Source organism: Micromonospora yangpuensis (assembly GCF_900091615.1).
Taxonomy (GTDB): Bacteria; Actinomycetota; Actinomycetes; order Mycobacteriales; family Micromonosporaceae; genus Micromonospora; species Micromonospora yangpuensis.
Window position 1 is genome coordinate 6,216,873 of sequence record NZ_FMIA01000002.1, and the last position, 25,628, is coordinate 6,242,500.

The following is a 25,628-nucleotide window of genomic DNA, read 5'->3' on the forward strand; positions in this document are numbered from 1 at the left end:
GGGGCTCCGCTGCGCTGCACTCCTCGCGCTTCACACATGCCGACCTACTTCCGCAGTTTCGGGTCGAGGGCCTCGCGCATCGCCTCACCGAGCAGGGTGAACCCGAGCGCGGTGATGATGATCGCGACCGCCGGGTAGATCGCCAGCGCCGGCCGGATACCGAGGTACGGCTGCGCGTCGGCGAGCATCACCCCCCACTCCGGTACGGACGAGTCGGGGTTGCCCAGGCCCAGGAAGGAGAGCGCGGCGGCCTCGATGATGGCGGTGGCCAGCGTCAGGGTGGCCTGCACGATCACCGGGGCGAGCGAGTTGGGCACCACGTGGGTCAGGGCGATCTTCGACTTCTTCACGCCGAGCGAGGTGGCCGCCAGCACGTAGTCGCTGTTGGCCTGGGAGATCATCGAGCCGCGCAGCAGCCGGGCGAAGACCGGCACCGACACCACGCCGACGGCGATCATCACGGTGGTCAGGCTGGCCCCGAGCAGGGCCGCGATGCTCACCGCGAGCAGCAGGCTGGGCAGGGCCAGCAGCATGTCGATGAAGCGCATCAGGGTGCTGTCGATCCAGCGTCCCCAGCGGCCGCCCAGCCCGGCGGCGGCACCGGCGACCCCGCCGATCAACGCGCCGACGGCCAGTCCGATCAGGGTGGAGACCACCCCGACCAGCAGGGTCTGCCGGGCGCCGACGACCATCCGGCTGAACACGTCCCGGCCCTGGTGGTCGTAGCCGAACCAGTGTTCGGAAGAGGCACCGGGGATGATGCCCTGCCCGGAGCGGACCAACCCCTCCCGGATGCCGATGGAGTCGGTCGGCCCGTACGGCACGAAGAAGGGCCCGACCAGCGCGACCAGGACGAAGATCGCCAGGATGACCGCGCCGATGATCGCGGCCGGGTTGCGGCGCAGCCGGCGGAACGCCTCCTGCCAGAGGCTGACCCCGCGCTCGTCGTCGCGGACGGCCGCCAGCTCGGCGAGCCGGTCGATCTTCTCGCCCTTTTTGCGGCCCAGGTTGACGGTCATCGCACTCTCACCCTCGGGTCGATCAGGCTGTAGGAGAGGTCGACCAGGAGGTTCACCAGCACATACACCACCGCGATGATCATGATGAAGCCCATCAGCACCGGGTAGTCACGCTGGCTGATCGAGTCGGCGACGAACGCCCCGATGCCGCTGAAGGCGAAGACCGTCTCGGTGAGCACCGCGCCGGAGAGCAGACCACCGGTGAGCAGGCCGATCGAGGTGACCACCGGCAGCATCGCGTTGCGCAGCACGTGCCGGCGACGGACGGTGTTCTCGGTCAGGCCCTTGGCCTCGGCGGTGCGTACGAAGTCCTCGTTGAGGACCTCCAGCACGCTGGCCCGGGTGATCCGGACGATGATCGCCAGGGGGATGCTGGCCAGCGCGACGCCCGGCAGCACCAGGTGCCAGATCGCGTCGGCGGCGGCGTCCCACTCCCGGGTCATCAGACCGTCGAGGACGAAGAAGTTGGTGATCCGGGTGGCCCCGATCGTCGGGTCCTGCCGGCCGCTGGACGGGAACCAGTTCAGGTTCTCCGCGAAGATCGCCTTCAGCACGTACGCCAGGAAGAAGACCGGGATGCAGATGCCGATCAGCGAACCGCCCACCGAGGCGTGGTCGAGGAACCGGCCGCGACGCCGGGCGGCCAGGTAGCCGAGCGGGATGCCGACGCCGATGGCGAGCACCATGGCCATCACGGTCAGCTCGACGGTGCCCGGGAACCGCTCGATGAACTCGGTGGTGACCGCCCGCTTGGTGGCCGTCGAGGTGCCCAGGTCCAGCCGGATCATCCGGCGCAGGAAACGGAAGTACTGCACCATGATCGGCTCGTCGAGACCCAGGTTGCGCCGGATCTCGGCGCGCATCTCGGGGGTGCCCCGCTCGCCGAGGATGGCGGTCTCGGGGCCGCCGGGCAGTCGCCGCAGCCAGATGAAGAGCAGGATGGAGAGCCCGAACAGCGTCGGTATCAGCTGTAGCAGGCGTCTGACGATGAACCGGAACACGGGCGGCCTCGAAAGGTGTACGGCGGGCTGCGGGCGGGCGCTGTGGTCCAGCGCCCGCCCGCGTCACCTGCCTCAGGTCAGGACTTGAACTCGGCCGTGGCGAACCGCTCGTCGGTGAGCGGGCTCGCCGTCACCCCGGTCACGTCCTTGCCGAGCACGATCGCCGGCGGCGAGTGCGAGATCGGCACACCGGGGAGGAAGTCCATGATGGTCTTGTTGATCGCCTTGTACTTCTCCGTCCGGGCCGCCGGGTCGGCGGTCGAGTCGGCGTCCTTGAACTGCTCGAAGAGCGCGGCGTTGGTGAAGCCCCACTCGTCCTTCTTGCGGTCGAAGAAGGTGCCGATGAAGTTGTAGCCGTCGCCGTAGTCACCGGTCCAGCCGAGGAAGTGCAGGTCGTGGTTCTTGCCGGAGGTGGTGGCGTTGAGGTAGTCCGGGCTCCACTTGAGCGGAATCGCCTCGATGGTGATGCCGACCGCCTTCAGGTCCGCCGAGAGCAGCTCGAAGAGGTCCTTCGGGTTCGGCATGTACGGCCGGGTGACCTCGGTCGGGTAGTGGAACTTCAGGGTCAGGTTCGACGCGCCCGCCTCGGCCAGCAGCTGCTTGGCCTTCTCCGGGTTGTAGTCGTACTTGGTGACGTCGCCGTTCCAACCCTCGACGGTGTCGGGGAAGAAGTTCACCGCGACCTGCGCGCCCGGGGGCAGCTTCGAGTCGACGAGCGCCTGCCGGTTCAGCGCGTGGGCGATCGCCTGCCGGACCTTCAGGTCGGCCAGCTTCGGGTTGCCCGACTGGTTGATGGCCAGGTAGAGGATGTTGAACGCCGGTCGGGTGAGCATGTTGAAGCCCTCACCCTTGAGCGGCTCGACGTCGGCCGGGCCGACCAGGTCGTAGCCCTGGATGTCACCGGAACGCAGCGCCTGCTTGCGGGCGTTCTCGTCCGAGATGGTCTTGAAGATGAGGGTCTTCAGCTTGGCCTTGTCGCCCCAGTAGTCCTCGTTGCGCTCGATGGTGAGCGTCTTGTTGGCCACGTCCCAGGCCTTGAACTTGAACGGGCCGGTGCCGGTCGGGTGCTCCAGCGCGTACGAGGGGTACTTGATGTCCTCGGCGGTGCCGGTGACGTCGCTGGCCTTGTACTCCTCCAGCGCCTTCGGGCTGTGGATGGAGAACGACGGCAGCATCAGCGCGGCCGGGATCTTGCTGGAGACCCGGGTGAAGGCCAGGTCCACCGTGGTCGGGTCGGTGGCGGTGCAGGACTTGAAGAGGCTCTCGCCGAGATCCGGGCTCTCGTTCTGGGCGTAACCACCCATCACGTCCTGCCAGTAGGCGGTGACGTCGGGGCTCTGCATCAGGCCCTTGGCGTTGTACCACCGGTTGAAGTTGACGCAGACCGCCTCGGCGTTGAAGTCGGTGCCGTCGTGGAACTTCACCCCGGAGCGCAGCTTGAAGGTCCACACCGTGCCGGTGGAGTCGGGCGTCCAGGACTCGGCCAGGCCGGGGCTGGGCTTGGTGCCGCCGTCCTCGGCGCGGATCAGCGTCTCGAACACCTGACGGGCCACCCGCAGCGACTCGCCGTCGCTGGCGAGGCTGGGGTCGAGCACCTTCGGGTCGCCGGCGACGCCGAAGACCAGGGTGTCCTTCTTACTTCCGCTGGAGCCTTCCTCACGGTCGCTCTCGGCACAGCCTGCTACCGCGAGGGCCGCGACCGCGATGGCCGCCACGGCGACCTTCGGCCTGCTTGCACGCATGGTGCTTTCACCTCGTCCTTGGGGGTACGGGACAACGTGGTGACAGGGGTCACCGATGGCGGAGACCTTAGCCTTCGTTTGGACCGACGGGAAACTGGCGGTAGCCGCTTTGGTATCGGATCGTGTCCCAACCCGGCGTGCAGATTAGATCCTTCGGCGAATGCGGTGATTCGCCGAAGGATCCCAGGTCGCGATGCGAAACTGTTACGTCGAGTAGGCCCGCTCGGCCGGCGGGTGTCAGATCGTCGGGATCGACGTCAGACGACCCGGCGGCCCTCGAACGCCCGGCCCAGGGTGATCTCGTCGGCGTACTCCAGGTCACCGCCGACCGGCAAACCGCTGGCCAGCCGGGTCACCGAGATCCCCATCGGCTTCACCATCAACGCCAGGTACGTCGCCGTCGCCTCGCCCTCGGTGTTCGGGTCGGTGGCGAGGATCAACTCCCGCACCGCCCCACCGCCCAGCCGGGTCATCAGCTCCCGGACCCGCAGGCTGTCCGGGCCGATCCCCTCCAGCGGGTTGATCGCGCCGCCGAGCACGTGGTAGCGGCCCCGGAACTCGCCGGTCCGCTCGATCGCCACCACGTCCTTCGGCTCCTCGACCACACAGAGGACCTCATCGGTACGCCGTGGGTCGCGGCAGATCCGGCACTGCTCCGACTCGGCCACGTTGTAGCAGCTGGTGCAGAACCGCACCAGCTCCTTGACCTTGCGCAACGCGCCGGCCAACCGGTTGACGTCGGCCGGATCCGCCGACAGGACGTGAAAGGCGATCCGCTGGGCGCTCTTCGGTCCCACCCCCGGCAACCGGCCCAACTCGTCGATCAGATCCTGGATCGCACCCTCGTACATCGTGTCGGCTCAGAACCCGGGCAGCCCGAGGCCGCCCATGCCCCCGGCGACCGGCCCCATCTTCTGCTCGGTCAACTCCCGGGCCGCCTCGTTGGCGTTGCGGATGGCCGCGAGAACCAGGTCCTCCAGGGTCTCCACGTCCTCCGGGTCCACGGCCTTCGCGTCGATCCGGATGCCCTTCAGCTCGCCGGAGCCGGAGACCGTCGCGGTGACCAGCCCGCCGCCGGCCGTGCCGGTCAGCTCCGCCTCGGCCAGCTCCGCCTGGGCCTGGGCGATCTGCTGCTGCATCTTCTGCGCCTGCTTCAGCATCTGCTGCATGTTCGGCTGTCCACCTGGGCGCACGGACGACTCCTTCGACACTCGACTTGACCGGCCGCCGCCAGCCTATCCCTGCCCCCTGACTCCCCCCGCGCGGCGCTCGCACCGACCGGCCACGGGGTGTGGGGACGCACGGAGCAACCCGGTCAGCGGGCGTCCACCTCGTCGATCTTCTCGGCGCCGAACGCGTCCCGGAGCAGCTGCACGGCCTGTTCCTCACTGCTCTGCCGGGCGGTCCGCTCGTCGATCACCTCGTCCAGCGGCTCGTCCCCCGGATCGAAGCCCTCGAACGCCGCAGCCGGCGACGCGCCGTGGGACTGGGCCGCCGGGCCACCGGGCCGGCTTCCGCCCCGGACCGGACCGTCGAAGTCGGGATCGTACGGCGGCTCGCCCGCCCAGTCGGCGTCGGCGGTCTTGCGGGCCCCCGCCGGCTGCCCCCGGTGCGCACCGGACGCGCCCGCTCCCCGGTTACCGGCCGCCGCGGCGGCGGCTCGGGCCGCCGCGATGGCACCGCTGGCCGCACCCCCTCCCGGGCCGTTGCGTCCCGGGCCACCGGGCTGCCGCGCCGCCCCGTTCGGTGCGGAACCGTCCGCCCCGGCACGACCGGAACCCGGAACCCCGTCCCGACCGGGCTGACCGCCGTCGGCGACCCGTTCTCGTCCGCCTTGACCGGAGCCCGACCCCACATCCCGACCGGCCGACCCGTCCCGCCCGAACGCACCGGCCCCAGCCGGTCCGCCGGAGCCGGCGGGGCCGGTCGGTCCGGAGCCGGTGACGCCGTCCTCGCCGGGGCGAGCGGCGGGACCCGACGGCTCGGCGGCGGAGGTCGCCCCACCCGGGCGGGCCGCCTCGGGCCAGTGATCGTCGGGCTGCCCGGACCCGTGGTCCGCGGCCCCGGCGGCTCCCCCGGGTCGCGCCGCCTCGGGCCACTCCTCGTCTCCACCCGACGCCGAGCCGGCCCCGGACGTCGAACCAGCCCGCGCCGCCGAGCCAACCGAGGTCGCCGAGCCAGCCGGCACAGCCGAGCCGGTCGAGGTCACCGAGCCGGCCGAGGTCACCGAGCCGGTCGAGGTCACCGAGCCGGCCGAGGTCGCCTGGCCGGTCGAGGTCACCGAGGTCCCGTCACCAGCCGCACCGGCGTCGGGCCGGCCGGACGCACGGCCACCGGCGTCAGGACGCGGGGGCGGCGGGGCAGCCGGTGGGGCGGGCGTCGGTCGGGGCGCGGCGGCGCGGGCGCCACCGCGTTCGCCGGCCACCTCGCACCGGATCTGCCAGCGTCCGCCCAACTCCTCGTAGAGCGCGTCGGTGAGCACCGGGGCGTGATCGGCGAGCATCTTGGCCAGCACCGTCGACTTGACGGTCAGCACCAGCACGTCCCCGTCGAGGTCCCGGACCACCGCGGCGCGCATCAGCGCGGCGATCTTCTTGTGACTCCGGTTGACCTTGTCGACCACCTCGGGCCAGACCCGGCGTACCGCTACCGCGTCGAGGGTGCCCGGCTGGTCCGCACCCGGTCGGGGCGGCTCCGGGGTGGCCGGGTCGGGCAGCACGGCCGACGGGGGTACCGCCCGACGGGCTGGGGCGGCGTCTCCGGCGGGGTCGCGGTCCCGGTCCACGGGCCGGCCGGCCGGGACACCGGACTCCGCGCCGGCTGCACCCGCTGCCGGAGCAGCACCGGACGGCTCGGGCCGGGCAGTAGCAGTAACGGCGGCGCGGGACGGAGCGCCGGCGGCGGCGCGGGCGGCAGCCAATCCGGAGAGCGCACCGGTGCCAGCGCCCGAGGCGGGGGCTTCGGCAGCCGCCGGCCTGCCGGCGGGGTACACCTCGGGCGCGGCGGCAGCCGCGGGCGGGGCGGGAGACTCCTGGCGTACCTCAGGGGTGTTGATCTGCTCGGTGCCGGTGAGGGTGAAGCGGCGTTCCATGCGTTCCAGGCGTTGCAGCAGGCCGCCGGTGGAGTCGTCGGCGCCGGGCAGCAACATCCGGGCGCAGATCAGCTCCAGGACCAGCCGGGGCGCGGTGGTACCGCGCATCTCGACCAGGCCGTTGTGCACGATGTCGGCGCAGCGCGACAGCGTGCCGGGGCCGAGCCGCTGGGCCTGGGCGGCCATCCGCTCGATCTGGTCGGCGGGGCCGTCGATCAGACCCTTGTCGGCGGCGTCCGGCACCTGCTGGAGCACGATCAGGTCGCGCAGCCGCTCCAGCAGGTCGGAGGCGAACCGGCGGGGATCGTGCCCGGCCTCGGCCACCCGGTCGACAGTGGCGTACGCCGCCGCGCCGTCGCCGGCGGCCAGGGCGTCGCACATCTCGTCGATCAACGCGGCGTCGGTCACCCCGAGCAGGGCCGCGGCCCGCGCGTAGCTGACCCCCTCCGGCCCGGCACCGGCGATGAGCTGGTCGAGCACCGACAGACTGTCCCGGGCGCTACCGCCGCCGGCCCGCACCACCAGGGGGAAGACCGCCGGATCGACGGTGACCCCCTCGGCCTGGGTGAGCTGCTCCAGGTACGGCCGCAGGGTCTTCGGCGGGATCAGCCGGAACGGGTAGTGGTGGGTCCGCGACTTGATCGTGCCGAGGACCTTCTCCGGCTCGGTGGTGGCGAAGATGAACTTGACGTACTCCGGGGGCTCCTCGACCAGCTTGAGCAGGGCGTTGAAGCCGGCCGACGAGACCATGTGCGCCTCGTCGATGACATAGATCTTGAACCGGCTGTTGGCCGGCGCGAAGAAGGCCTTCTCCCGCAGCTCACGGGCGTCGTCGACACCACCGTGGCTGGCCGCGTCGATCTCGATCACGTCGATCGACCCGGCCCCGTCGCCGCTGAGCGACCGGCAGGACGCGCACGTGCCGCACGGCTCGGGGGTGGGGCCCTGCTCGCAGTTGAGCGACCGGGCCAGGATCCGCGCGCTGGAGGTCTTGCCGCACCCCCGGGGCCCGGAGAAGAGGTACGCGTGGTTCAGCCGCCCGCTGCGCAACGCCTGCGACAGCGGCTCGGTGACGTGCTCCTGCCCGATGACCTCGGCGAAGGTACGCGGCCGGTACTTGCGGTAGAGCGCCAGTGCCACCCGTCCCGCCTCCTCTCGACCGAGCCATTCTGCGCCGCCGCGCCCGCCCTGACCACCCACCCCGCCGCCCCCTCGGTAAGGAAGGGCCCCCTGTTAACGCCTACGGTAGAGAGGGGTACCCCTCTCACAGCCGTGAGCAGGGCGGGCAGCAGGGGGCGGGCGGCGCAGGGTGGGCCGTTGGGGGCCGGCGACGCTGGGGTCGCCGGAGACAAAAAGGCCTCCCGTGCACCCGGAAGAGCCCGCTTATCCTTGCTGCCTTCCGGCCCTGGGGAGGTTCACGGGGTACCGCCGCACGGGAGGTAACGCCCACCCTACCCGACCCCGCGTGGATCTTCAGGGGGTGGTGGGCTGGTCCTGCGCGCGGGGACCTGTATCCTGGCTCGCGGAGGATTCGCCTAGAGGCCTAGGGCGCACGCTTGGAAAGCGTGTTGGGTTTACACCCTCACGAGTTCGAATCTCGTATCCTCCGCTCGCGAGCGGTAAGAACGACAGGGCCGGCCCCACGGGGACCGGCCCTGAATCGTTCCCGGGGCCTCATGGCACCCCACCGAGCCCACGGCTACTGTCCAGAGCCGACCGGAGCTGGCAGAATGCGTCCGCTGCGCCTATCGACGCAGTTGACAAGCCACGCGGAGTTCACCCCATATGCGCCGTTTTTCCGTGCTGCTGACCGGAGCAGTCGCTGGTTCCCTACTGCTGGCCCCGTCGGCGCAAGCCACCCCCACGCCGGCCACCCTCACGCAGGCCACCCCAACGCAGGCCACGCCCGCGCCGGCCATTCGCACGCAGGCCACGCCCACGCCCGGCACGACCCAGCCGGCCGTACCCAGCTACCACGACACCAAGATCCTCAAGACCACCATCAACAACGGCAAGCCGATCGTGCTGGGTACCACCGGGCACGTCACGGTCCCGGTCACCACCGAGGTCTACGACGACTCCGGCGGCGTGGTCCGGATCGACGCCCAGCTGCACACCATTGGCGGCGGCTTCTTCTTCACCTTCCTCGAAGGTGCCGCCGGCTACAACATGACCTGCGTGTCGTCCACCGCCACCACACAGACCTGCACCGGCACCGCGATGGTCCACCACTACGCCATGGACAACGCCTCCGCCGGCCGCCCGGTCCACCTGTCGATCGCCGGGTACGCCATCGACGGCGGGCAGTACAGCAACCTGATCAGCACCGAGAGCGTGCCGCTGCGCAAGCAGACCCGGCAGGTCACCGCGGACGCCACCCCGGAGCCGGTCCGTAAGGACGGCACGCTGACCGTCACCGGGCGGCTCACCCAGCCGGACTGGAACTACTGGATCAGCTCCACCGAGTGGCGGTCCGTCGGCTACTCCGGCCAGCCGGTGCAGCTGCAGTTCCGCAAGGCCGGCGCCACCGCGTACAGCACGGTCAAGACGGTCACCTCCGGCACCGAGGGGAAGCTGACGACCACGGTCAAGGCGACCACCTCGGGCACCTGGCGGTGGTCGTTCGCCGGCAGCGCCACCTCCGCCGGCTCGGTCGCCGGCGGGAACAGCGTCACCCTGCTCAAGGTCGCCAAGCTGACCGCGAACGCCACGCCGGAGCCGGTCGCCAAGGGCGGCAAGCTCACCGTGACGGGCCGGCTGACCCGGGCCACCACCGACGCCGCCAGCACCTTCACCGGGTACGCCAAGCAGCCGGTGCAGCTGCAGTTCCGCAAGTCCGGCAGCAGCACGTACCGCACCGTCAAGACCGTCTACACCGATGCCAACGGCAACCTGAAGACGACCACCACCGCCACGGCCGCCGGCTACTGGCGATTCTCGTACGCGGGCAACTCGACTGTCGCCTCCGTCTCGGCCGCCGGCGACGGCGTCGTGCTGAAGAAGTAACTCTCCACACCACCACGGCCGCGGGCCCCAGGGCGACCTGGCTCCCGCGGCCGTGCCGCAACCTCCGCCTGTCGGATCGTCGCGACCCTGGGCACTTACCGTTCGATGCTGACGGAACTCGTGGCGGGGGCGGACAGGCGTCGTACACATGTGCTATCCACAGGCTGTGGACAGTCGGGGGGTGAGATGAGTTACCAGCTCAGCGCGGTCGTGGCCGATGTCGAGCTGCTGCGCGAGCAGACCGTCGGGCTGGATCACGCGGTTCTTGCCGCGTTGCGGCAGGACTTCGCACTGCTGCCGGTCACCTCCCAGCTGGTCGAGGAGCTGACCGGTACGCCGTCGGACTTCGCCACCGGCGAGCCGGGGCCGCAGCAGCCGTTCGGGTTGGTGCTCTCGGCGGCGTTCACCGCCACGCTCGAAGGCTGGTCCCGGCTGGGGCCGGTGGCGTACCTGGAGGCGGAGTTCGCCGGCGGCCTCGGTCGGCAGGCGTCGGTGGTGTGGCTGGGCGGCGCGGTCAGCTTCGGGCCGGCGTACGACGACCGCCTGGACGGGCCGCGTCCAGAGTGGCCGGTGAATGCGGCGCTGGCCCGGCTCGGGGTGGAGCCGGGGCGGTGGATCGACCTGTTCGCCGAGGTCGGGTTGCACCTGGAGCGGCACACCGAGGGGTGGCTCGCGCACGGGCGGCGCGGGCTGAGCGCCGACTACTGGGACGAGCTGGCCGAGGAATGGGAGGAGCAATCCGGCGGTGACCAGCAACCTCAGCGCTCCCGTCACGTTGGGGACTGGGGGATTCCATGAAAATACGACAATTTGCCTTTATCGCGACACTCTTGACGCTCGCCTCGATCGCCGGCAGTGGGCTACCGCCGGCCGGCCCGACACCGACCGGCGGAGCGACCGACGGCGGGCCGGCCGGAGCCGAACCGGTAGGCAACACCAAGGTCGTCGATCTCAACGGTCTGTCTGACGTCGAGTTCGGCGACACCGAGCAGGAGCTTGCCCGCCGGGGCATCCTCCGGGCCGAGGTGGACACCTGCGGACCGCTGCTCACCGGACACGAGACGGTCAGCCCGATCTTCGTCGACGAGCGGTTGGTACTGCTCTGGGCCGGCGAGCCGATGAGCACCCCGGAGGGCGTCACCGTGGGTACGCCGCTCCCGGACGTCCGGGCCCGCTACCCGGCGGTCAGCCGGCTCGACGCGCCACAGGGGACGTACCGCTTCGACGGCCTGCTGGCCCGCCGGGGCGACCGGGCGTACCTCTTCCTGCACGACGGCCGGGTGGTCCGCAAGGTCATCGCCGGGTACGCCGACTGGGCCCGCCGCCTCTTCGACGAGGGCCACGGCCCCTGCTGAGCCCACCCACACCGAGCTGACCGGACCCGACCGACCACGCCGAACAGACCCAGCCGGCCCGGCGGGTCACCAGCGGACCGGCAGTGCCTCCGGGCCGAGGATCAGCTGCCCGGCCTTCCAGCGCACCTGCTCGGGCGGTACGGCGAGCCGCAGGCCGGGCAACTCCCGCAGCAGCAGTCGCAGGGCGACCCGCACCTGCAGCGCGCCCCAGTGGGCGCCGACGCAGTAGTGCGGGCCGTACCCGAAGGAGAGGTGCGGGTTCGGGTCCCGGCCGAAGTCCATCCGCTCCGGGTCCGGGAAGACCCGGGGGTCCCGGTTCGCCGCGTCCGGGGACGGGACCACGATGTCGCCCTTCCGCAGCGAGACGCCGCTGGGCAGCCGCACGTCGGCCCGTACCCGGCGGGGCATCGCGTCGGCGTTGCCGGTGGAGTGCAACCGCTCCAACTCGGTGATCGCCCGGTCCACCTGCTCCGGGTGCGCGACCAGGTGGGCCCAGGCCGTCGGGTGGTCGCCGTACGGCCTGGTGTGCAGCACGTGGAAGAAGGTGCCGATGGAGCTGGCGGCGGTCTCCCGGCCGCCCACCACCAGCGAGATCGGCAGCTTCACCTGGATGTCCGCCGGCAGGTCACCGATGGTGTGCAGGGCGAACGGCAACGCGAAGTCGGCGATCAGGTCCGCCCGCCCGCCCCGTGCGGTCAGCACGGCCAACCGCGCCTCGGCCTCGGCCTCGATCCGGTCCGACAGCCGGGCCACCGCCGCCGGGGTGAAGAAGTCCTCGATGCTGTCCCGTGCCTGCGCGTGCTCGGGTCCGTCCATCCCGAGCATCGTCCCGGCGATGTCGACCGGGTCCGCCGACCCCGCCTCGGCCCGGGAGAAGACGTCCTGCCGGCGCAGCACCTCCCGCACGTCCGCGTGCCGGCAGATCAGGTACGCCGGGGTCAACTCGCCGGCCACCTCCCGCACGATCGGCACCACCGGGTCGGACTCGGCGGCGAGCCGCCCGTACCGCCAGTGCTTGTCCGGGCCGGCGGGCCGGTTGATCCCGTCGTCGTGCAGGTAGAAGGGGTGACGGAGCCGAGTGTCGACAGGGTGGCTGGCGGCGGTCACGGTGTCGGTCCTCTCCCGCGACGGGCCGGTCGCGGGTCGGCCCGGTGCGTCTCATCGATCGACCAGACCCCCAAGATTGCATCGATGCCAGTCAGAATCAACCGGGCCGGGGTGGCCGACAGAGCGGGTCGGACAGACCACAACTGGGACCACAAGCGGAACGCCCGGTGCGATCCTCGCGGATCGACCGGGCGTCCTCGCTGTTCACGAGCGGTGGCGGCGGGATTTGAACCCGCGGAGGGCGTAAACCCTCACACGCTTTCGAGGCGTGCTCCTTAGGCCACTCGGACACGCCACCGCGAAGTAGGCTACCGCAGGCCCGGCTCGGACGCCGAACCGGTATCCCCGCGGCCGGCCTGGCAGGATCTTTGGCATGAGTACGCACATCGGCGCGAAGCCGGGCGAGATCGCCGAACGGGTCCTGATGCCGGGTGACCCCCTGCGGGCCAAGTGGATCGCGGAGACCTACCTCGAGGACACGACCTGTTACTCGACGGTGCGGGGGATGCTCGGCTTCACCGGCCGCTGGAACGGCGTGGCCGTCTCCGTCCAGGGCTCCGGCATGGGAATGCCGTCGGCCAGCATCTACGCCCACGAGCTGATCAACGAGTACGGGGTGAAGTCGCTGATCCGGGTCGGCTCCTGCGGGGCGCTCAGCGAGGACCTCCAACTGCGGGACGTGTTGGCCGCCAACGGCTCCGCCACCGACTCGAACATGAACCGGATGCGGTTCAGCGGGCTGATCGACTACGCCCCGGTGGCCGACTTCGGGCTGCTGCGTACCGCGGTCGAGGTGGCCGAGCGACGCGGCGTCGACATGCGGGTCGGGCCGGTGCTGGCCGCGGACGCCTTCTACACCGACCGGCCGGACCTCTACGACACCCTCGCCGACTACGGCGTGCTGGCGGTGGAGATGGAGTCGGCGGCGCTGTACACGATCGCCGCCCGGTACAAGGCGCGGGCGCTGACCGTGCTGACCGTCAGCGACCACATCAAGACCGGCGAGAAGACCACCGCGCAGGAGCGGGAGCAGACCTTCAGCCAGATGGTGGAGATCGCCCTGGACACCATCGTCGCCTGACCCGGCGCCCTCGCCCGGCCGGTCCGGCCCCGCCGGGCGGGGGCGACCCGGGCGGGCCGGGCGGGCCGGGCCGACGACCACCGCCCAGGGTCAGCGGAAGAAGGCGCGCAGCACGGCTGCCGTCTCGGTCTCCAGCACGCCGCCGTAGACCTCGGGGCGGTGGTTGAGCCGCCGGTCCCGCAGCACGTCCCAGAGCGAGCCGGCCGCGCCGGTCTTGGGCTCCCAGGCCCCGAAGACCACGGTCGCCACCCGGGCCAGCACCAGCGCGCCCGCGCACATCGTGCACGGCTCCAGGGTGACCACCAGGGTGCAGCCGTCCAGTCGCCACCGGCCCAGGCGCTCGGCACCGCGCCGCAGCGCCAGCACCTCGGCGTGTCCGGTCGGGTCACCGGTCAGCTCCCGCTCGTTGCGCCCGACGGCCAGCTCGGTGCCGTCCGGGCCGTAGAGCACCGCACCCACCGGTACGTCCTCGCCGGCGGCCAATCCGCCGTCGGGAGCCGCCGTACCGGCGACGGGCGGCAGGTCACCGGTGACCGCGATCTCCAGAGCGCGGCGCATCCACAGCTCGTGCCGCTGCCGCCGGCCGGTACCGGTCGGATCCGCCAGCCCTTCCCGGGCGCCCGGTCCGACCCGACCCACCGAGCCCGGGGTGGGCTGCCCGGCCCGGACGGTCCCCAGCGCCGGATCGGTCGCGTCCGCCGGCGCACCGACCGGCGGTGCGGAGCCAGCCGGCGGCTCAGACCTCACGCAGCTCCTCGACCTCGTCGCCACAGCCGAGCAGTTGGCACACCTCGGCGGTGACGTCGGCCGGCAGCATCCCCTCGTGGCCGCAGAGCGCGAGCAGGCGCTGCGCGGAGATGCCGAGGTCGGTCAGGAGGTCCGCCTCGCCGACCGGATCGGCCTCCGGGTCGACCGCCGGCTGCTCGTTGTCGTCGTCACCGCTGCCGCCGGACGGTCGCGGCTCGTCGACGTCGTCCAGCCCGGTGACCGAGGTCTTCAGGTCGCCGACCAGCATCGCGCCCAGCCGGGACTCCTCGGCGTACGCCGAGTCGGAACCGAAGATGCGCAGGTCCTCGCCCTCGTCGAGGCGCAGGATCACCAGGTACGCGTCGTCGGCCTCGACGAAGAGTAGGGACAGGTCGGCCTCCGGGTCGACGTCCCGGAGCCGGTCGGCGACCTCCTCGACGTCGGTGGCCCCCCGCAGACTGACCTCGGCAGCGGTCCAGCCACTGTCGTCACGCACCACGGCCGCAGCGAAGTACGACACGGTCCCCCCAAACTGCCACGCCGACTCGTTACGCGTGCACGGTATCCGGTCGACTCGGCGACCGAAGCGTCAACGCCCCGACGGGGTGGAGACAAAACTCAGCCGGCGACCCGGCGCCGGGTGGCGATCAGCTGCCGAAGCTGTGCGGAACGAGCCCGCTGCGGTCGCTCCCGCTGTCGTACCGCTCTGGCCCCGGCCAACTCGGCGAGGAGCTGAAGGCGGCGGCGGCTACGGTCGGGGTCGAGCCGCGGGGTGGTCCAGGCCATGGTCCCGAGGGTCGCCCAGCCCTGGCGGGTACGTCAAGATGGTCTTCACCGCGAATTCACACTGTCACGCAGAGTGAAAGCAACTCACCATAACGGCCAGTCTCCGGTACCCGACCAGCGGAGGGCCACCACGGCGGCGGCGATGCTCCAACCACCGGCGGTGACGATCGCGATGCCGGTGGCCACCCCCCGATCACCCACCCTGACCAGCACGAACGAGGTCAGCCAGGCGACCGCACCGGCGAACAGCGTCCACCGGGCGTACCCGGTCAGGTCCGAGCCGAGCAGGCCGAACAACACCAACCAGCCGGCGGCGACCGCGCCGCCGGCCGCGACCCCGGCACCGCTGACCTGGTGCGGCTCGCGGTAGGTCGGCTGTGCCGGCGGCGCCGACGGGAACAACCCCGACGGGGTACGCGGCATCGGGCGCATGCCGGCCGCCGGATCGGGCCGGAAGGCCGGGTGGGTCATGCCGTAGCTCCTCGTGCCGTGGCTCGCGCCGTCCGGCTCCAGGGTAGTCGTCGTGTCAGGATGACCGGATGGTCCCGCGATCCGCCGTCCGTAGCCGCCGCCGTCCGGCGTACCCGGTGTTGTTGCTCGCGGTGGCGGTGCTGGCCGCCGGCTGCGCGACCGAGCGGGAGTTGCCGGAGTCGCCGCAGGGCCGCAGCCCGGACGCGCTGCGCACCGCCGAGCAGCCCGCCCCGGCCGAGCCGTCGCCGGCCACCGCGTCCCCGACCCCCACCGCACCGGACGGCACGGCACCGGGCAGCACCGGGCCGACGCCTACCCGCACCGGACTGCGGCACGTCTTCCCGGTACGCGCCGACAACGTCGACTACCACCCGACCCACTCGGCGTACCCGGGCACCGACCTCTTCGCCGACTGCGGCGAGCCGTTCGTCGCGGTCACCGACGGGCGGATCCTGGAGGTCAGCCGGGTCGACCGGTACGACAAGCGGGGCCCGCAGGGGCCGTACAACGGCGGCCTGTCGGTGTCGCTGCTCGGCGACGACGGGGTGCGTTACTACGGCTCGCACCTGAGCGTCGTCGACCGCGGCATCAAGGAGGGCGCCCGGGTCCGGGCCGGGCAGCAACTCGGCAAGGTGGGCCGCACCGGCAACGCCAACAACGTCTGCCACGTGCACTTCGGCATCTCCCCGCCGTGCACCGGCCAGGACGACTGGTGGATCCGCCGGGGCGTGGTCTGGCCGGCGAAGTACCTCGACTCGTGGCGTCGCGGCGGCAACCGGGAGCCGGCCGCCGCGGTGACCGCCTGGCGACGTGAGCACGGTTGCCCCGCGAAGCCGTGACCCGGGCGTAGATTCGGCAGGGTGAGCGACCGGGATCCCATCGCCGACCTGCGCCGCATCGCCTTCCTGCTGGAGCGGGCCAACGAGGCGACCTACCGGGTACGCGCGTTCCGCTCGGCGGCGGCCGCACTGTCCGCCCTGCCCGTCGGCGAGCTGACCGAGCGGGCCGGCAGCGGCCGGCTCACCGAACTGTCCGGGGTCGGTGACGTGACCGCCCGGTGCGTGGCCGAGTCGCTGGCCGGCGAGGAGCCGGTATATCTGCGCCGGCTGACCGCCACCGAGGGCCTGGACCTGGACGCCGAGGCCGCCGCGCTGCGCGCGGCCCTGCGTGGCGACTGCCACCTGCACTCCGACTGGTCCGACGGCGGCTCGCCGATCGAGGAGATGGCGCTGGCCGCGGTCGAGCTGGGCCACGAGTACGTGGTGCTGACCGACCACTCGCCCCGGCTGAAGGTGGCCCGGGGGCTGACCGCCGCCCGGCTGCGTCAGCAGCTCGACCACGTGGCGCGGCTCAACGCCGACCTGCCGGACGGGTTCCGGATCCTCACCGGCATCGAGGTGGACATCCTCGCCGACGGCTCGCTGGACCAGGACGAGGAGCTGCTGGCCCGCCTCGACGTGGTGGTGGGCTCGGTGCACAGCGGGCTGAACGACGACCGGGCGAGGATGACCCGCCGGATGCTCGCCGCCGTCGCCAACCCGCACCTGGACATCCTCGGCCACTGCACCGGCCGGATGGTCGCCTCCCGGCCGGCCGGGGTGACCGGGCCGGGTGACCGGGGGCACCGGGCCCGTACCCGGGCCGAGAGCGACTTCGACGCGGACGCGGTCTTCGCCGCCTGCGCCGAGCACGACAAGGCCGTCGAGATCAACTCCCGGCCGGAGCGGCAGGACCCGCCGAAGCGGCTGATCCGGCGGGCCCTGGAGGCCGGCTGCCGGTTCGCCATCGACACCGACGCGCACGCACCCGGCCAGCTCGACTGGCAGCGCTTCGGCTGCGACCGGGCGGCCCGCTGCGGCGTCCCCGCCGACCGCGTAATCAACACCTGGCCCGCGAACGAGCTGCTGGCGTGGACCCGACGGTCGTCCCGCTGACCGCCGGCACGCAGTGGTGGACACCACAGCCACTTCCTAGAGTGGACGTCGTTGACCGATCGAGAGGTGGAAGCCGGATGACGGTGCCGATGAAGTTCGATCCACTGACGGATCTCGACGGGATGTGGACCACCCAGCTCGCTGATCGATACCTCCCGCTGCCCGAGTTGCCGCACGCGCGGTACGAGTGCATCGACGGAAGGTTGGTCATGACCCCGGCAGAGGTCGGCACGAACAGCTACGGCGAGATGCAGTTGGGACGGCTGCTGTCCCCCCACGCCGAGGAGCACGGTTTCTACGTGTTCGGCCAGGTGAACCTCACCTTCACCCCGCAGCGCTGGATCCAGCCGGACGTGACCGTGCTGCACACCCTGCCCAAGACCGACGAGGAGGACCGGTGGATTCCGGTCCACCTCTGCACGATGGCCGTCGAGTTCGTCTCGCCGGGCAGCCGGCGGCAGGACTTCGTCGACAAGCCGAAACGGTGTGCGGAGGGCCGGGTGCCGTACTTCATGCGGGTCGAGATCTCCCGACGGCTGCGGCACGCCGCGGTCGAGCTGTACGCCCTCGGCGAGGCCGGCGGGTACGAACTCGTCACGCAGGCGGTCAGCGGGATGCGGCTGCTCTCCACCGAGCCGTTCCCGATCGACTTCGACCCGGCCGAGCTGCTGCCCTGACCGACCCGTCCCGTACTGTCGCACCGTGGGACGAATCGATGACCTCGCCGACCGGTACGTGGCCGACTGGGCCCCGCTGAACCCGACCGGCGCGACGTACGTCGGCATCACCGGCTACGACAACCTGCTCGACGACCTGACCCCGCAGGGGTACGAGGCGCGTGCCGAACTGGCCCGCCGGACCCTGGCCGACCTGGACGTGACCGAGCCGGCCACCGAGCCGGAGCGGGCCGCCAAGGAGGCCATGCAGGAGCGGCTCGGTCTGGAGCTGGCCCGGCACGACAGCGGTGACGCCGCCAGCGAGGTCAACGTGGTCTCCAGCGGGCTGCACGAGCTGCGCAGCGTCTTCGACCTGATGCCGACCGAGGGCACCGAGGCCCAGGCGAACATCGCCGCCCGGCTCAACCGCTTCGCCGCCGCCCTGGAGGGCTACAAGACCACGCTGCGCACCACCGCCGCCGCCGGGAAGGTCAGCTCCCAGGCGCAGCTGGTCGAGGTGGCCAAGCAGTGCGACGTCTGGATCGACCCGGACGGCGACAACGTCTTCCACGCCCTGGTGGAACGGCTCGACGCCGACGGCACGATCGGTGCCGAGCTGCGTCGGGGCGCGGCGGCGGCCACCGCGGCCATCGCCGAGTTCGGCCAGTTCCTGCGCACCGAGATGGCCCCGCAGGGCCGCGAGAAGCAGGCCGCCGGCCGGGAGCGGTACGAGCTGGCCTCGCAGTACTTCCTCGGGGCCAAGGTCGACCTCGACGAGACGTACGCCTGGGGTTTCGAGGAGCTGGCCCGGTTGGAGGCCGACATGCGTACGGTCTCGGCGCGGATCGCCGGGCCGGGCGCGACGATCGACGAGGCGGTGGCGGCGCTGGACGCCGACCCGGCCCGTACCGTCGCCGGCAAGGAGGCGTTCCGGGACTGGATGCAGGAGCTGGCCGACCGGACCGTCGACCAGCTGCACGGCACCCACTTCGACATCCCGGAGCAGGTCCGCCGGATCGAGTGCCACCTCGCGCCGACCAGCGACGGGCTCATCTACTACACCGGCCCGAGTGAGGACTTCTCCCGCCCCGGGCGGATGTGGTGGGCGGTGCCGCAGGGCATCACCGACTTCTCCACCTGGCGCGAGGTGACCACCGTCTTCCACGAGGGCGTCCCGGGCCACCACCTGCAGATCGCCCAGACCGTGGTCCGGGCCGACCTGCTCAACCGCTGGCAGCGGCTGCTCTGCTGGGTCTCCGGGCACGGCGAGGGCTGGGCGCTCTACGCCGAGCGGCTGATGGACGAACTGGGCTACCTGGACGACCCGGGTGAGCAGCTCGGCATGCTCGACGGGCAGGCCATGCGGGCGGCCCGGGTGATCGTCGACATCGGCATGCACCTGGAGCTGCGGATCCCCAAGGACAACCAGTTCGGCTTCCACCCGGGTGAGCGGTGGACCCCGGAGCTGGGCTGGGAGTTCATGCGCGCGCACTGCCGGGTGCCGGACGAGAACCTGCGCTTCGAGTTGAACCGCTACCTGGGCTGGCCGGGGCAGGCCCCCTCGTACAAGGTCGGCGAGCGGATCTGGCTCCAGGCCCGCGAGGACGCCAAGGTACGCAAGGGCGCCGACTTCGACCTGAAGGAGTTCCACCAGCAGGCGCTCGACCTCGGTGCGCTCGGGCTGGACCCGCTGCGGCGGGCGCTGGCCCGGCTCTGACCGTCCGCCCACCGGGCCCGACCGGTCCATGATCGGGCCCGGAGCGGGACGGCGGCTGCCGTTCCGCCCGCGCGTTGGCTACCGTAGGTGTCTTCGTGGGGGGAGCGCTCCCCCATGTGGTACGTCCCGATCGAGGTGCCCTTGACTCTGTACGGTGAAAAAACTCCCCCCGCTGACGACCGGCCGACCGTGCAGGTCACGGCGGTCAGTTGGCCGGGCGTGGACCCGCCGCCGACGCAGGCGGGGCCCCCGACCGCCGGCCCGGCCGGCAGGCGTTCCCGCTTCCGGCGGCCCCGGGTCCTGCTCGCCGCCGGGGTCACCACGGTCGTGCTGGCCGGTGCCGGCGCCTACGCGTACGCCGGTGACGTGCCCCGGGGCACCACGGTGCTCGGCACCGAGGTCGGTGGCCGCAGTCGGACGGCGGCGGCCGGGGAACTGCGCGCCGAGTTGGAGCGACGGACCGGGACGCTGACCGCCCCGCTGACCGTCCGGGTCGGCGAGAAGACCGCGGAGATCGACCCGGCCGAGGTCGGGTTGACCGTGGACGTGGACGCGACCGTGGCGGCGGCGGCCGAGGCCGGGGCCCACCCGGTCAGCCGCCTGGTCGGCTCTCGGGAGGTCGAGCCCGTGGTGGTGGTGGACGCCGACCGGCTCGACGCCGCCCTGCGCAAGGTGATGGGCAACCAGGGCCGCAAGATGACCATGCCGGCGATCAGCTTCAAGGGCACCACCGTCAAGGTCACCCGCCCGAAGCCCAGCCTGGCGTTGGACCCGCAGCGCTCCGCCGAGGCGGTCCGGGCCGGCTGGCTCGCCGGGCAACCGGTCACCGTGCCGCTGGTCGAGACGCACCCGGCCACCACGGCCGAGGAGGTCGACAAGCTCGCCGCCGAACTGGCCGAGCCGGCCGTCGCCAAGGCGGTCACCCTGCGCACCGACCAGGGTTCGGTGAGCATCCCACCCGCCGCCATCGCCAAGAGCCTGCGGTTCAGCGCGGACAAGGCCGGCAAGCTGACCCCCAAGGTCGACGTGAAGCGCCTCCGCAGCGCCCTCGGCGACAAGCTGTCCAAGATCGAGGTGGAGGCCCGGGACGCCCGGATGGCCGTCACCGGCGGCAAGCCGAAGGTCGTCGACGACGGCCGTCCCGGGCAGCAGCTCGACACCGCCACGCTCGGCAAGGACCTGCTCGCGGTACTGCCGAAGGGCGACGACCGGACGGTCTCCGGCGAGCTGAAGCCGGTCCAACCCGAGGTGACCGCCGACAAGATCGGCGAGCTGGGCATCAAGGAGCGGGTCTCGAAGTTCACCACCCAGTTCACCGGTGGTCTCTCCGCGCCCCGCAGCAAGAACATCGTGCAGATCGCCAAGGACGTCGACGGCACCGTGGTCCTGCCCGGCGAGACGTTCTCCCTCAACGGGCACACCGGGGAACGCGGCTACGCCCAGGGCTACCACGACGCCCCGGTCATCATGGACGGCAAGCTCGTCCCCGGCGTCGGCGGTGGCACCTCGCAGTTCACCACCACGCTCTTCAACGCCACGTACTACGCCGGCCTGGAGGACGTGGAGCACAAGCCGCACTCGTACTGGTTCAGCCGGTACCCGGCGGTCATCGAGTCCACCATCTTCTGGCCGAACCTGGACTTCAAGTTCCGTAACAACACCGAGTACGGGGTCCTGATCGACACGTCGTACACGTCGAGTTCGATCACCGTGTCGATCTGGAGCACCAAGATCTACGACAGCGTCAAGACGGAGTACGGCCCCCGTCGGGACATCACCAAGCCGGTCACGACGTACCTCGAACCCGGTCCGTCCTGCATCCCGGCCAACGGCATCGACGGCTTCGCCCAGGACGCCTTCCGGGTCATCAAGAAGGACGGCAAGGTCGTCAAGCGGGAGAAGTTCAGCTGGCGCTACGCCGCCGAGCCGCGGTTCGTCTGCGGCAAGAAGCCCTCCTGACCTCCGTCGAGGGCAGACCGCACGGTGCCCCGCCGGCAACTCGCCGGCGGGGCACCGGCACATCCGGGGTACGTCCTCAGGGGCGCGCTTCGGCCAGGCCCCTACGGACGCCCTCGGCGTCGCGGTCGGTGCCGTAGACCGGGGTGTCCGGCTGCTGCCGCCAGCTCTCGTCCAGGGTGCCGGCGTCGACGGCGTCGAATCCCAGGGTGTCGACCAGCTCCATCACCAACCGCTTGGCGTCGGCGTCGGCGTCGTCGGCGGCCACCGGCAGCGCGATCCGGTCGCCCGCTCCGGCCGGCCGACCCCGCTCCAGCAGGTGCGGGGCCTGGATGTTGTTGAACGCCTTGACCACCCGGGCGCCCTTGAGGTGGTCTGCCGTCCACCGGCTGGAGCTGAGGCTGCGGTCCAGCAGCTCGGCGATGTCCCCGTCCCGCTGGGCGTAGTAGTTGTTGGCGTCGACCACCACCTTGCCCTCGAACAGCGCACCGGGCAACTCCGGTACGGCCCGCAGCGGGATGGCCACCACGACCAGGTCCGCGCCGTCGACGGCCTGCTCCACGGTCCCCGCGGTGGCACCTGTCTCGTCGGCGAGCGGGGCGAGGGACTGCGGACCGCGTGAGTTCGCCACGGTCACCTCGTGTCCCAGTGGCACCAGCCGACGAGCCAGGTTGCCACCGATGTGCCCCGACCCGATGATTCCGATCTTCATGGCGTCTCCTCGTCTCCGCCCGTCTCGGGCGGTCTGGTTCCTGTCCCGTCACAGGACAGGTACCCCGTAGGGACGCCGACGATCACGAAGGAGGCCTAGACCACGCTCCCAAACGCAAAAAGCAGTGAGGGCCATCCCTGTCGGGATGACCCTCACTGTAAGAATGTCCGGCGGTGTCCTACTCTCCCACACCCTCCCGAGTGCAGTACCATCGGCGCTGGAAGGCTTAGCTTCCGGGTTCGGAATGTAACCGGGCGTTTCCCTTCCGCCATGACCGCCGTAACCCTATCGACATATCAAACAACACCCACACACGGTGATGTCGTTCGTTTGTCAAGAGTTGCACAGTGGACGCGTAGCAGCTTCGTAGTCAAGTCCTCGGCCTATTAGTACCGGTCAACTCAACCCGTTACCGAGCTTACATTTCCGGCCTATCAACCCAGTCGTCTAGCTGGGGGCCTTACTCCACCAAAGGTGGATGGGATACCTCATCTTGAAGCGAGCTTCCCGCTTAGATGCTTTCAGCGGTTATCCCTTCCGAACGTAGCTAACCAGCCGTGCCCCTGGCGGGACAACTGGCACACCAGAGGTTCGTCCGTCCCGGTCCTCTCGTACTAGGGACAGCCCTTCTCAAGTATCCTACGCGCACGGCGGATAGGGACCGAACTGTCTCACGACGTTCTAAACCCAGCTCGCGTACCGCTTTAATGGGCGAACAGCCCAACCCTTGGGACCTGCTACAGCCCCAGGATGCGACGAGCCGACATCGAGGTGCCAAACCATCCCGTCGATATGGACTCTTGGGGAAGATCAGCCTGTTATCCCCGGGGTACCTTTTATCCGTTGAGCGACACCGCTTCCACACGCAAGTGCCGGATCACTAGTCCCGACTTTCGTCCCTGCTCGACCTGTCAGTCTCACAGTCAAGCTCCCTTGTGCACTTGCACTCAACACCTGATTGCCAACCAGGCTGAGGGAACCTTTGGGCGCCTCCGTTACCCTTTAGGAGGCAACCGCCCCAGTTAAACTACCCACCAGACACTGTCCCTGAACCGGATCACGGCCCGAAGTTAGATACCCAAATCAACCAGAGTGGTATTTCAAGATTGCCTCCACCCATACTGGCGTATGGACTTCACCGGCTCCCACCTATCCTACACAAGCTAATTCGGATACCAATGTCAAGCTATAGTAAAGGTCCCGGGGTCTTTCCGTCCTGCCGCGCGTAACGAGCATCTTTACTCGTAATGCAATTTCGCCGGGCCTGTGGTTGAGACAGTGGGGAAGTCGTTACGCCATTCGTGCAGGTCGGAACTTACCCGACAAGGAATTTCGCTACCTTAGGATGGTTATAGTTACCACCGCCGTTTACTGGCGCTTAAGTTCTCCGCTTCGCCCCGAAGAGCTAACAGGTCCCCTTAACGTTCCAGCACCGGGCAGGCGTCAGTCCATATACATCGAATTACTTCTTCGCATGGACCTGTGTTTTTAGTAAACAGTCGCTTCCCCCTGCTCTCTGCGGCCATACAACGCTCCACCCGCGCGGGGCTTCACGTCTCCGGCCCCCCTTCTCCCTAAGTTACGGGGGCAATTTGCCGAGTTCCTTAACCACAGTTCGCCCGATCGCCTCGGTATTCTCTACCTGACCACCTGTGTCGGTTTGGGGTACGGGCCGCTAAGAACTCGCTAGAGGCTTTTCTCGGCAGCATAGGATCACTGACTTCACCTGAATCGGCTCGGCATCACGTCTCAGCCTCATGCGCCACGGATTTGCCTATGGCACGGCCTACACGCTTACCCCGGCACAACCACCGGCCGGGATCAGCTACCTTCCTGCGTCACCCCATCGCTTGACTACTACCCGCCAGGTTCCCACGCTCCCCACCATCAACCCGAAGGCCTCAAGCAGTTCGGATGGTTAGCACAACGAAGTTCATCAGGGACGCTCTTTCGCGGGTACGGGAATATCAACCCGTTGTCCATCGACTACGCCTCTCGGCCTCGCCTTAGGTCCCGACTCACCCAGGGCGGATTAGCCTGGCCCTGGAACCCTTGGTCATCCGGCGGAAGGGTTTCTCACCCTTCTTTCGCTACTCATGCCTGCATTCTCACTCGTGCCGCGTCCACAACTCGATCACTCGGCTGCTTCACCCCCGGCACGACGCTCCCCTACCCATCCACACACCTGCACCCCCACCCAAAGACGGGGACGAAGTAAAAATGTGAATGCCACAGCTTCGGCGGTGTACTTGAGCCCCGCTACATTGTCGGCGCGGAACCACTTGACCAGTGAGCTATTACGCACTCTTTAAAGGGTGGCTGCTTCTAAGCCAACCTCCTGGTTGTCTATGCGATCCCACATCCTTTTCCACTTAGCACACGCTTAGGGGCCTTAGCTGGTGATCTGGGCTGTTTCCCTCTCGACTACGAAGCTTATCCCCCGCAGTCTCACTGCCGCGCTCTCACTTACCGGCATTCGGAGTTTGGCTGATTTCGGTAAGCTTGTGGGCCCCCTAGACCATCCAGTGCTCTACCTCCGGCAAGAAACACACGACGCTGCACCTAAATGCATTTCGGGGAGAACCAGCTATCACGGAGTTTGATTGGCCTTTCACCCCTAACCACAGGTCATCCCCCAACTTTTCAACGTTGGTGGGTTCGGCCCTCCACGTAGTCTTACCCACGCTTCAGCCTGCCCATGGCTAGATCACTCCGCTTCGGGTCTAGAGCATGCGACTCAAACGCCCTATTCAGACTCGCTTTCGCTACGGCTCCCCCACACGGGTTAACCTCGCCACATGCCACTAACTCGCAGGCTCATTCTTCAAAAGGCACGCCGTCACCCCTAAAGGCTCCGACGGATTGTAGGCGAACGGTTTCAGGTACTATTTCACTCCCCTCCCGGGGTACTTTTCACCATTCCCTCACGGTACTCGTCCGCTATCGGTCACCAGGAAGTATTTAGGCTTACCAGGTGGTCCTGGCAGATTCACGGCAGATTTCAGGAGTCCGCCGCTACTCGGGAACACCCACAGAAGACCAGCCACTTTCACCTACCGGACTCTCACCGACTACGGTCAGCCTTCCCAGACTGTTCAGCTAGCAACTGGCTTTATCACTCCTCACACGAGTGTCAGCTCGTGTAGCAGGGTCCCACAACCCCGACCACGCAACCCCTGACAGGTATCACACGCAACCGGTTTAGCCTCAATCCGCTTTCGCTCGCCACTACTCACGGAATCACTAA

General features: G+C 69.8%; 21 protein-coding genes, 2 tRNA genes, 2 rRNA genes and 1 other RNA gene (1 of these 26 only partly in view). 10 read left to right on the forward strand and 16 right to left on the reverse strand.

Translation table 11 applies throughout. The features are described 5' to 3' along the window. Nucleotides 1-44 precede the first annotated feature (44 nt). The 7 genes from GA0070617_RS28195 to ffs form a co-directional block, all read right to left on the reverse strand. A complete protein-coding gene (locus tag GA0070617_RS28195; protein WP_091445253.1) occupies nucleotides 45-1,019 on the reverse strand; it encodes an ABC transporter permease in 975 nt (324 codons plus the stop codon). After that, nucleotides 1,016-2,020 carry an ABC transporter permease gene (locus GA0070617_RS28200; RefSeq protein ID WP_091445257.1) on the reverse strand — a complete coding sequence of 335 codons (1,005 nt, stop codon included), beginning with the start codon at nucleotides 2,018-2,020 and terminating at the stop codon, nucleotides 1,016-1,018. Before GA0070617_RS28200 ends, GA0070617_RS28195 begins: the two co-directional genes overlap by 4 nt. A 77-nt stretch (nucleotides 2,021-2,097) precedes the next feature. Then, nucleotides 2,098-3,762 carry an ABC transporter substrate-binding protein gene (locus GA0070617_RS28205; RefSeq protein ID WP_091445258.1) on the reverse strand — a complete coding sequence of 555 codons (1,665 nt, stop codon included), beginning with the start codon at nucleotides 3,760-3,762 and terminating at the stop codon, nucleotides 2,098-2,100. 257 nt (nucleotides 3,763-4,019) lie between these two features. After that, on the reverse strand, nucleotides 4,020-4,613 hold the full coding sequence (gene recR, locus GA0070617_RS28210; protein WP_091445260.1) for a recombination mediator RecR: 594 nt from the start codon (nucleotides 4,611-4,613) through the stop codon (nucleotides 4,020-4,022). 9 nt (nucleotides 4,614-4,622) lie between these two features. Further along, entirely contained in the window at nucleotides 4,623-4,931 is a 309-nt protein-coding gene (locus tag GA0070617_RS28215) for a YbaB/EbfC family nucleoid-associated protein (protein WP_217628957.1), read from the reverse strand. A gap of 146 nt (nucleotides 4,932-5,077) precedes the next feature. Further along, entirely contained in the window at nucleotides 5,078-7,993 is a 2,916-nt protein-coding gene (locus GA0070617_RS28220) for a DNA polymerase III subunit gamma and tau (protein ID WP_091445263.1), read from the reverse strand. Between the two features lie 212 nt (nucleotides 7,994-8,205). After that, an RNA gene (gene ffs, locus GA0070617_RS28225) (signal recognition particle sRNA small type) lies at nucleotides 8,206-8,295 on the reverse strand. 82 nt (nucleotides 8,296-8,377) lie between these two features. Here ffs and GA0070617_RS28230 point away from each other — a divergent pair. The 4 genes from GA0070617_RS28230 (at nucleotide 8,378) to GA0070617_RS28245 (ending at nucleotide 11,214) form a co-directional block, all read left to right on the forward strand. After that, nucleotides 8,378-8,462: transfer RNA gene (locus tag GA0070617_RS28230), tRNA-Ser, on the forward strand. Between the two features lie 176 nt (nucleotides 8,463-8,638). Further along, nucleotides 8,639-9,859 (forward strand): hypothetical protein, encoded by a 1,221-nt coding sequence (locus tag GA0070617_RS30900; RefSeq protein ID WP_175440693.1) that lies wholly within the window; start codon nucleotides 8,639-8,641, stop codon nucleotides 9,857-9,859. Between the two features lie 186 nt (nucleotides 9,860-10,045). After that, complete coding sequence (locus GA0070617_RS28240) at nucleotides 10,046-10,657, forward strand: hypothetical protein (RefSeq protein WP_091445266.1); 612 nt, start codon at nucleotides 10,046-10,048, stop codon at nucleotides 10,655-10,657. A 32-nt stretch (nucleotides 10,658-10,689) separates the two neighbouring features. Then, nucleotides 10,690-11,214: a hypothetical protein gene (locus GA0070617_RS28245; RefSeq protein ID WP_229688673.1), complete on the forward strand. Its 525-nt coding sequence runs from the start codon at nucleotides 10,690-10,692 to the stop codon at nucleotides 11,212-11,214. Nucleotides 11,215-11,280: 66 nt separating this feature from the next. Here the strand turns inward: GA0070617_RS28245 and GA0070617_RS28250 are convergent, their stop codons facing one another. Further along, nucleotides 11,281-12,321 carry a cytochrome P450 gene (locus GA0070617_RS28250; RefSeq protein ID WP_091445270.1) on the reverse strand — a complete coding sequence of 347 codons (1,041 nt, stop codon included), beginning with the start codon at nucleotides 12,319-12,321 and terminating at the stop codon, nucleotides 11,281-11,283. A gap of 211 nt (nucleotides 12,322-12,532) precedes the next feature. Continuing rightward, nucleotides 12,533-12,619 (reverse strand) — tRNA-Ser (locus GA0070617_RS28255). A gap of 75 nt (nucleotides 12,620-12,694) precedes the next feature. On the opposite strand from GA0070617_RS28255, the gene deoD reads away from it, so the two are divergent. Beyond that, nucleotides 12,695-13,402, forward strand: a complete 708-nt coding sequence (gene deoD, locus GA0070617_RS28260; RefSeq protein ID WP_091445272.1) for a purine-nucleoside phosphorylase — start codon at nucleotides 12,695-12,697, stop codon at nucleotides 13,400-13,402. A gap of 90 nt (nucleotides 13,403-13,492) precedes the next feature. Here deoD and GA0070617_RS28265 read toward each other — a convergent pair whose 3' ends face one another. From GA0070617_RS28265 to GA0070617_RS28275, 4 genes are all read right to left on the reverse strand, one after another. After that, a complete protein-coding gene (locus GA0070617_RS28265) occupies nucleotides 13,493-13,960 on the reverse strand; it encodes a nucleoside deaminase (RefSeq protein WP_091447637.1) in 468 nt (155 codons plus the stop codon). A 178-nt stretch (nucleotides 13,961-14,138) separates the two neighbouring features. After that, nucleotides 14,139-14,669, reverse strand: a complete 531-nt coding sequence (locus GA0070617_RS28270; protein ID WP_091445274.1) for a tRNA adenosine deaminase-associated protein — start codon at nucleotides 14,667-14,669, stop codon at nucleotides 14,139-14,141. A 98-nt stretch (nucleotides 14,670-14,767) separates the two neighbouring features. After that, nucleotides 14,768-14,935, reverse strand: coding sequence for a hypothetical protein (locus tag GA0070617_RS30905; protein ID WP_175440694.1), 168 nt, complete (start codon nucleotides 14,933-14,935; stop codon nucleotides 14,768-14,770). An 84-nt stretch (nucleotides 14,936-15,019) separates the two neighbouring features. After that, the gene (locus GA0070617_RS28275) at nucleotides 15,020-15,406 is read right to left on the reverse strand and encodes a hypothetical protein (RefSeq protein ID WP_229688674.1); all 387 of its coding nucleotides are present in this window, start codon (nucleotides 15,404-15,406) and stop codon (nucleotides 15,020-15,022) included. Nucleotides 15,407-15,474: 68 nt separating this feature from the next. On the opposite strand from GA0070617_RS28275, the gene GA0070617_RS28280 reads away from it, so the two are divergent. The 5 genes from GA0070617_RS28280 (at nucleotide 15,475) to GA0070617_RS28300 (ending at nucleotide 21,672) form a co-directional block, all read left to right on the forward strand. Further along, complete coding sequence (locus tag GA0070617_RS28280) at nucleotides 15,475-16,245, forward strand: M23 family metallopeptidase (RefSeq protein ID WP_091445277.1); 771 nt, start codon at nucleotides 15,475-15,477, stop codon at nucleotides 16,243-16,245. A 21-nt stretch (nucleotides 16,246-16,266) separates the two neighbouring features. Next, complete coding sequence (locus tag GA0070617_RS28285; protein WP_091445280.1) at nucleotides 16,267-17,340, forward strand: PHP domain-containing protein; 1,074 nt, start codon at nucleotides 16,267-16,269, stop codon at nucleotides 17,338-17,340. A 77-nt stretch (nucleotides 17,341-17,417) separates the two neighbouring features. Then, nucleotides 17,418-18,017 (forward strand): Uma2 family endonuclease, encoded by a 600-nt coding sequence (locus tag GA0070617_RS28290; protein WP_091445282.1) that lies wholly within the window; start codon nucleotides 17,418-17,420, stop codon nucleotides 18,015-18,017. 25 nt (nucleotides 18,018-18,042) lie between these two features. Further along, nucleotides 18,043-19,713, forward strand: coding sequence for a DUF885 domain-containing protein (locus GA0070617_RS28295; protein ID WP_091445285.1), 1,671 nt, complete (start codon nucleotides 18,043-18,045; stop codon nucleotides 19,711-19,713). Nucleotides 19,714-19,848: 135 nt separating this feature from the next. Then, nucleotides 19,849-21,672, forward strand: coding sequence for a VanW family protein (locus GA0070617_RS28300; RefSeq protein ID WP_091447642.1), 1,824 nt, complete (start codon nucleotides 19,849-19,851; stop codon nucleotides 21,670-21,672). A 76-nt stretch (nucleotides 21,673-21,748) separates the two neighbouring features. On the opposite strand, the gene GA0070617_RS28305 is transcribed toward GA0070617_RS28300, so the two are convergent. The 3 genes from GA0070617_RS28305 to GA0070617_RS28315 all read right to left on the reverse strand — a co-directional run. Beyond that, nucleotides 21,749-22,381 carry an NADPH-dependent F420 reductase gene (locus GA0070617_RS28305; protein ID WP_091445286.1) on the reverse strand — a complete coding sequence of 211 codons (633 nt, stop codon included), beginning with the start codon at nucleotides 22,379-22,381 and terminating at the stop codon, nucleotides 21,749-21,751. A 165-nt stretch (nucleotides 22,382-22,546) separates the two neighbouring features. Beyond that, nucleotides 22,547-22,663 (reverse strand): 5S ribosomal RNA (gene rrf, locus GA0070617_RS28310). 84 nt (nucleotides 22,664-22,747) lie between these two features. Then, nucleotides 22,748-25,628, reverse strand: a 23S ribosomal RNA gene (locus tag GA0070617_RS28315) (it continues 231 nt past the right edge of the window).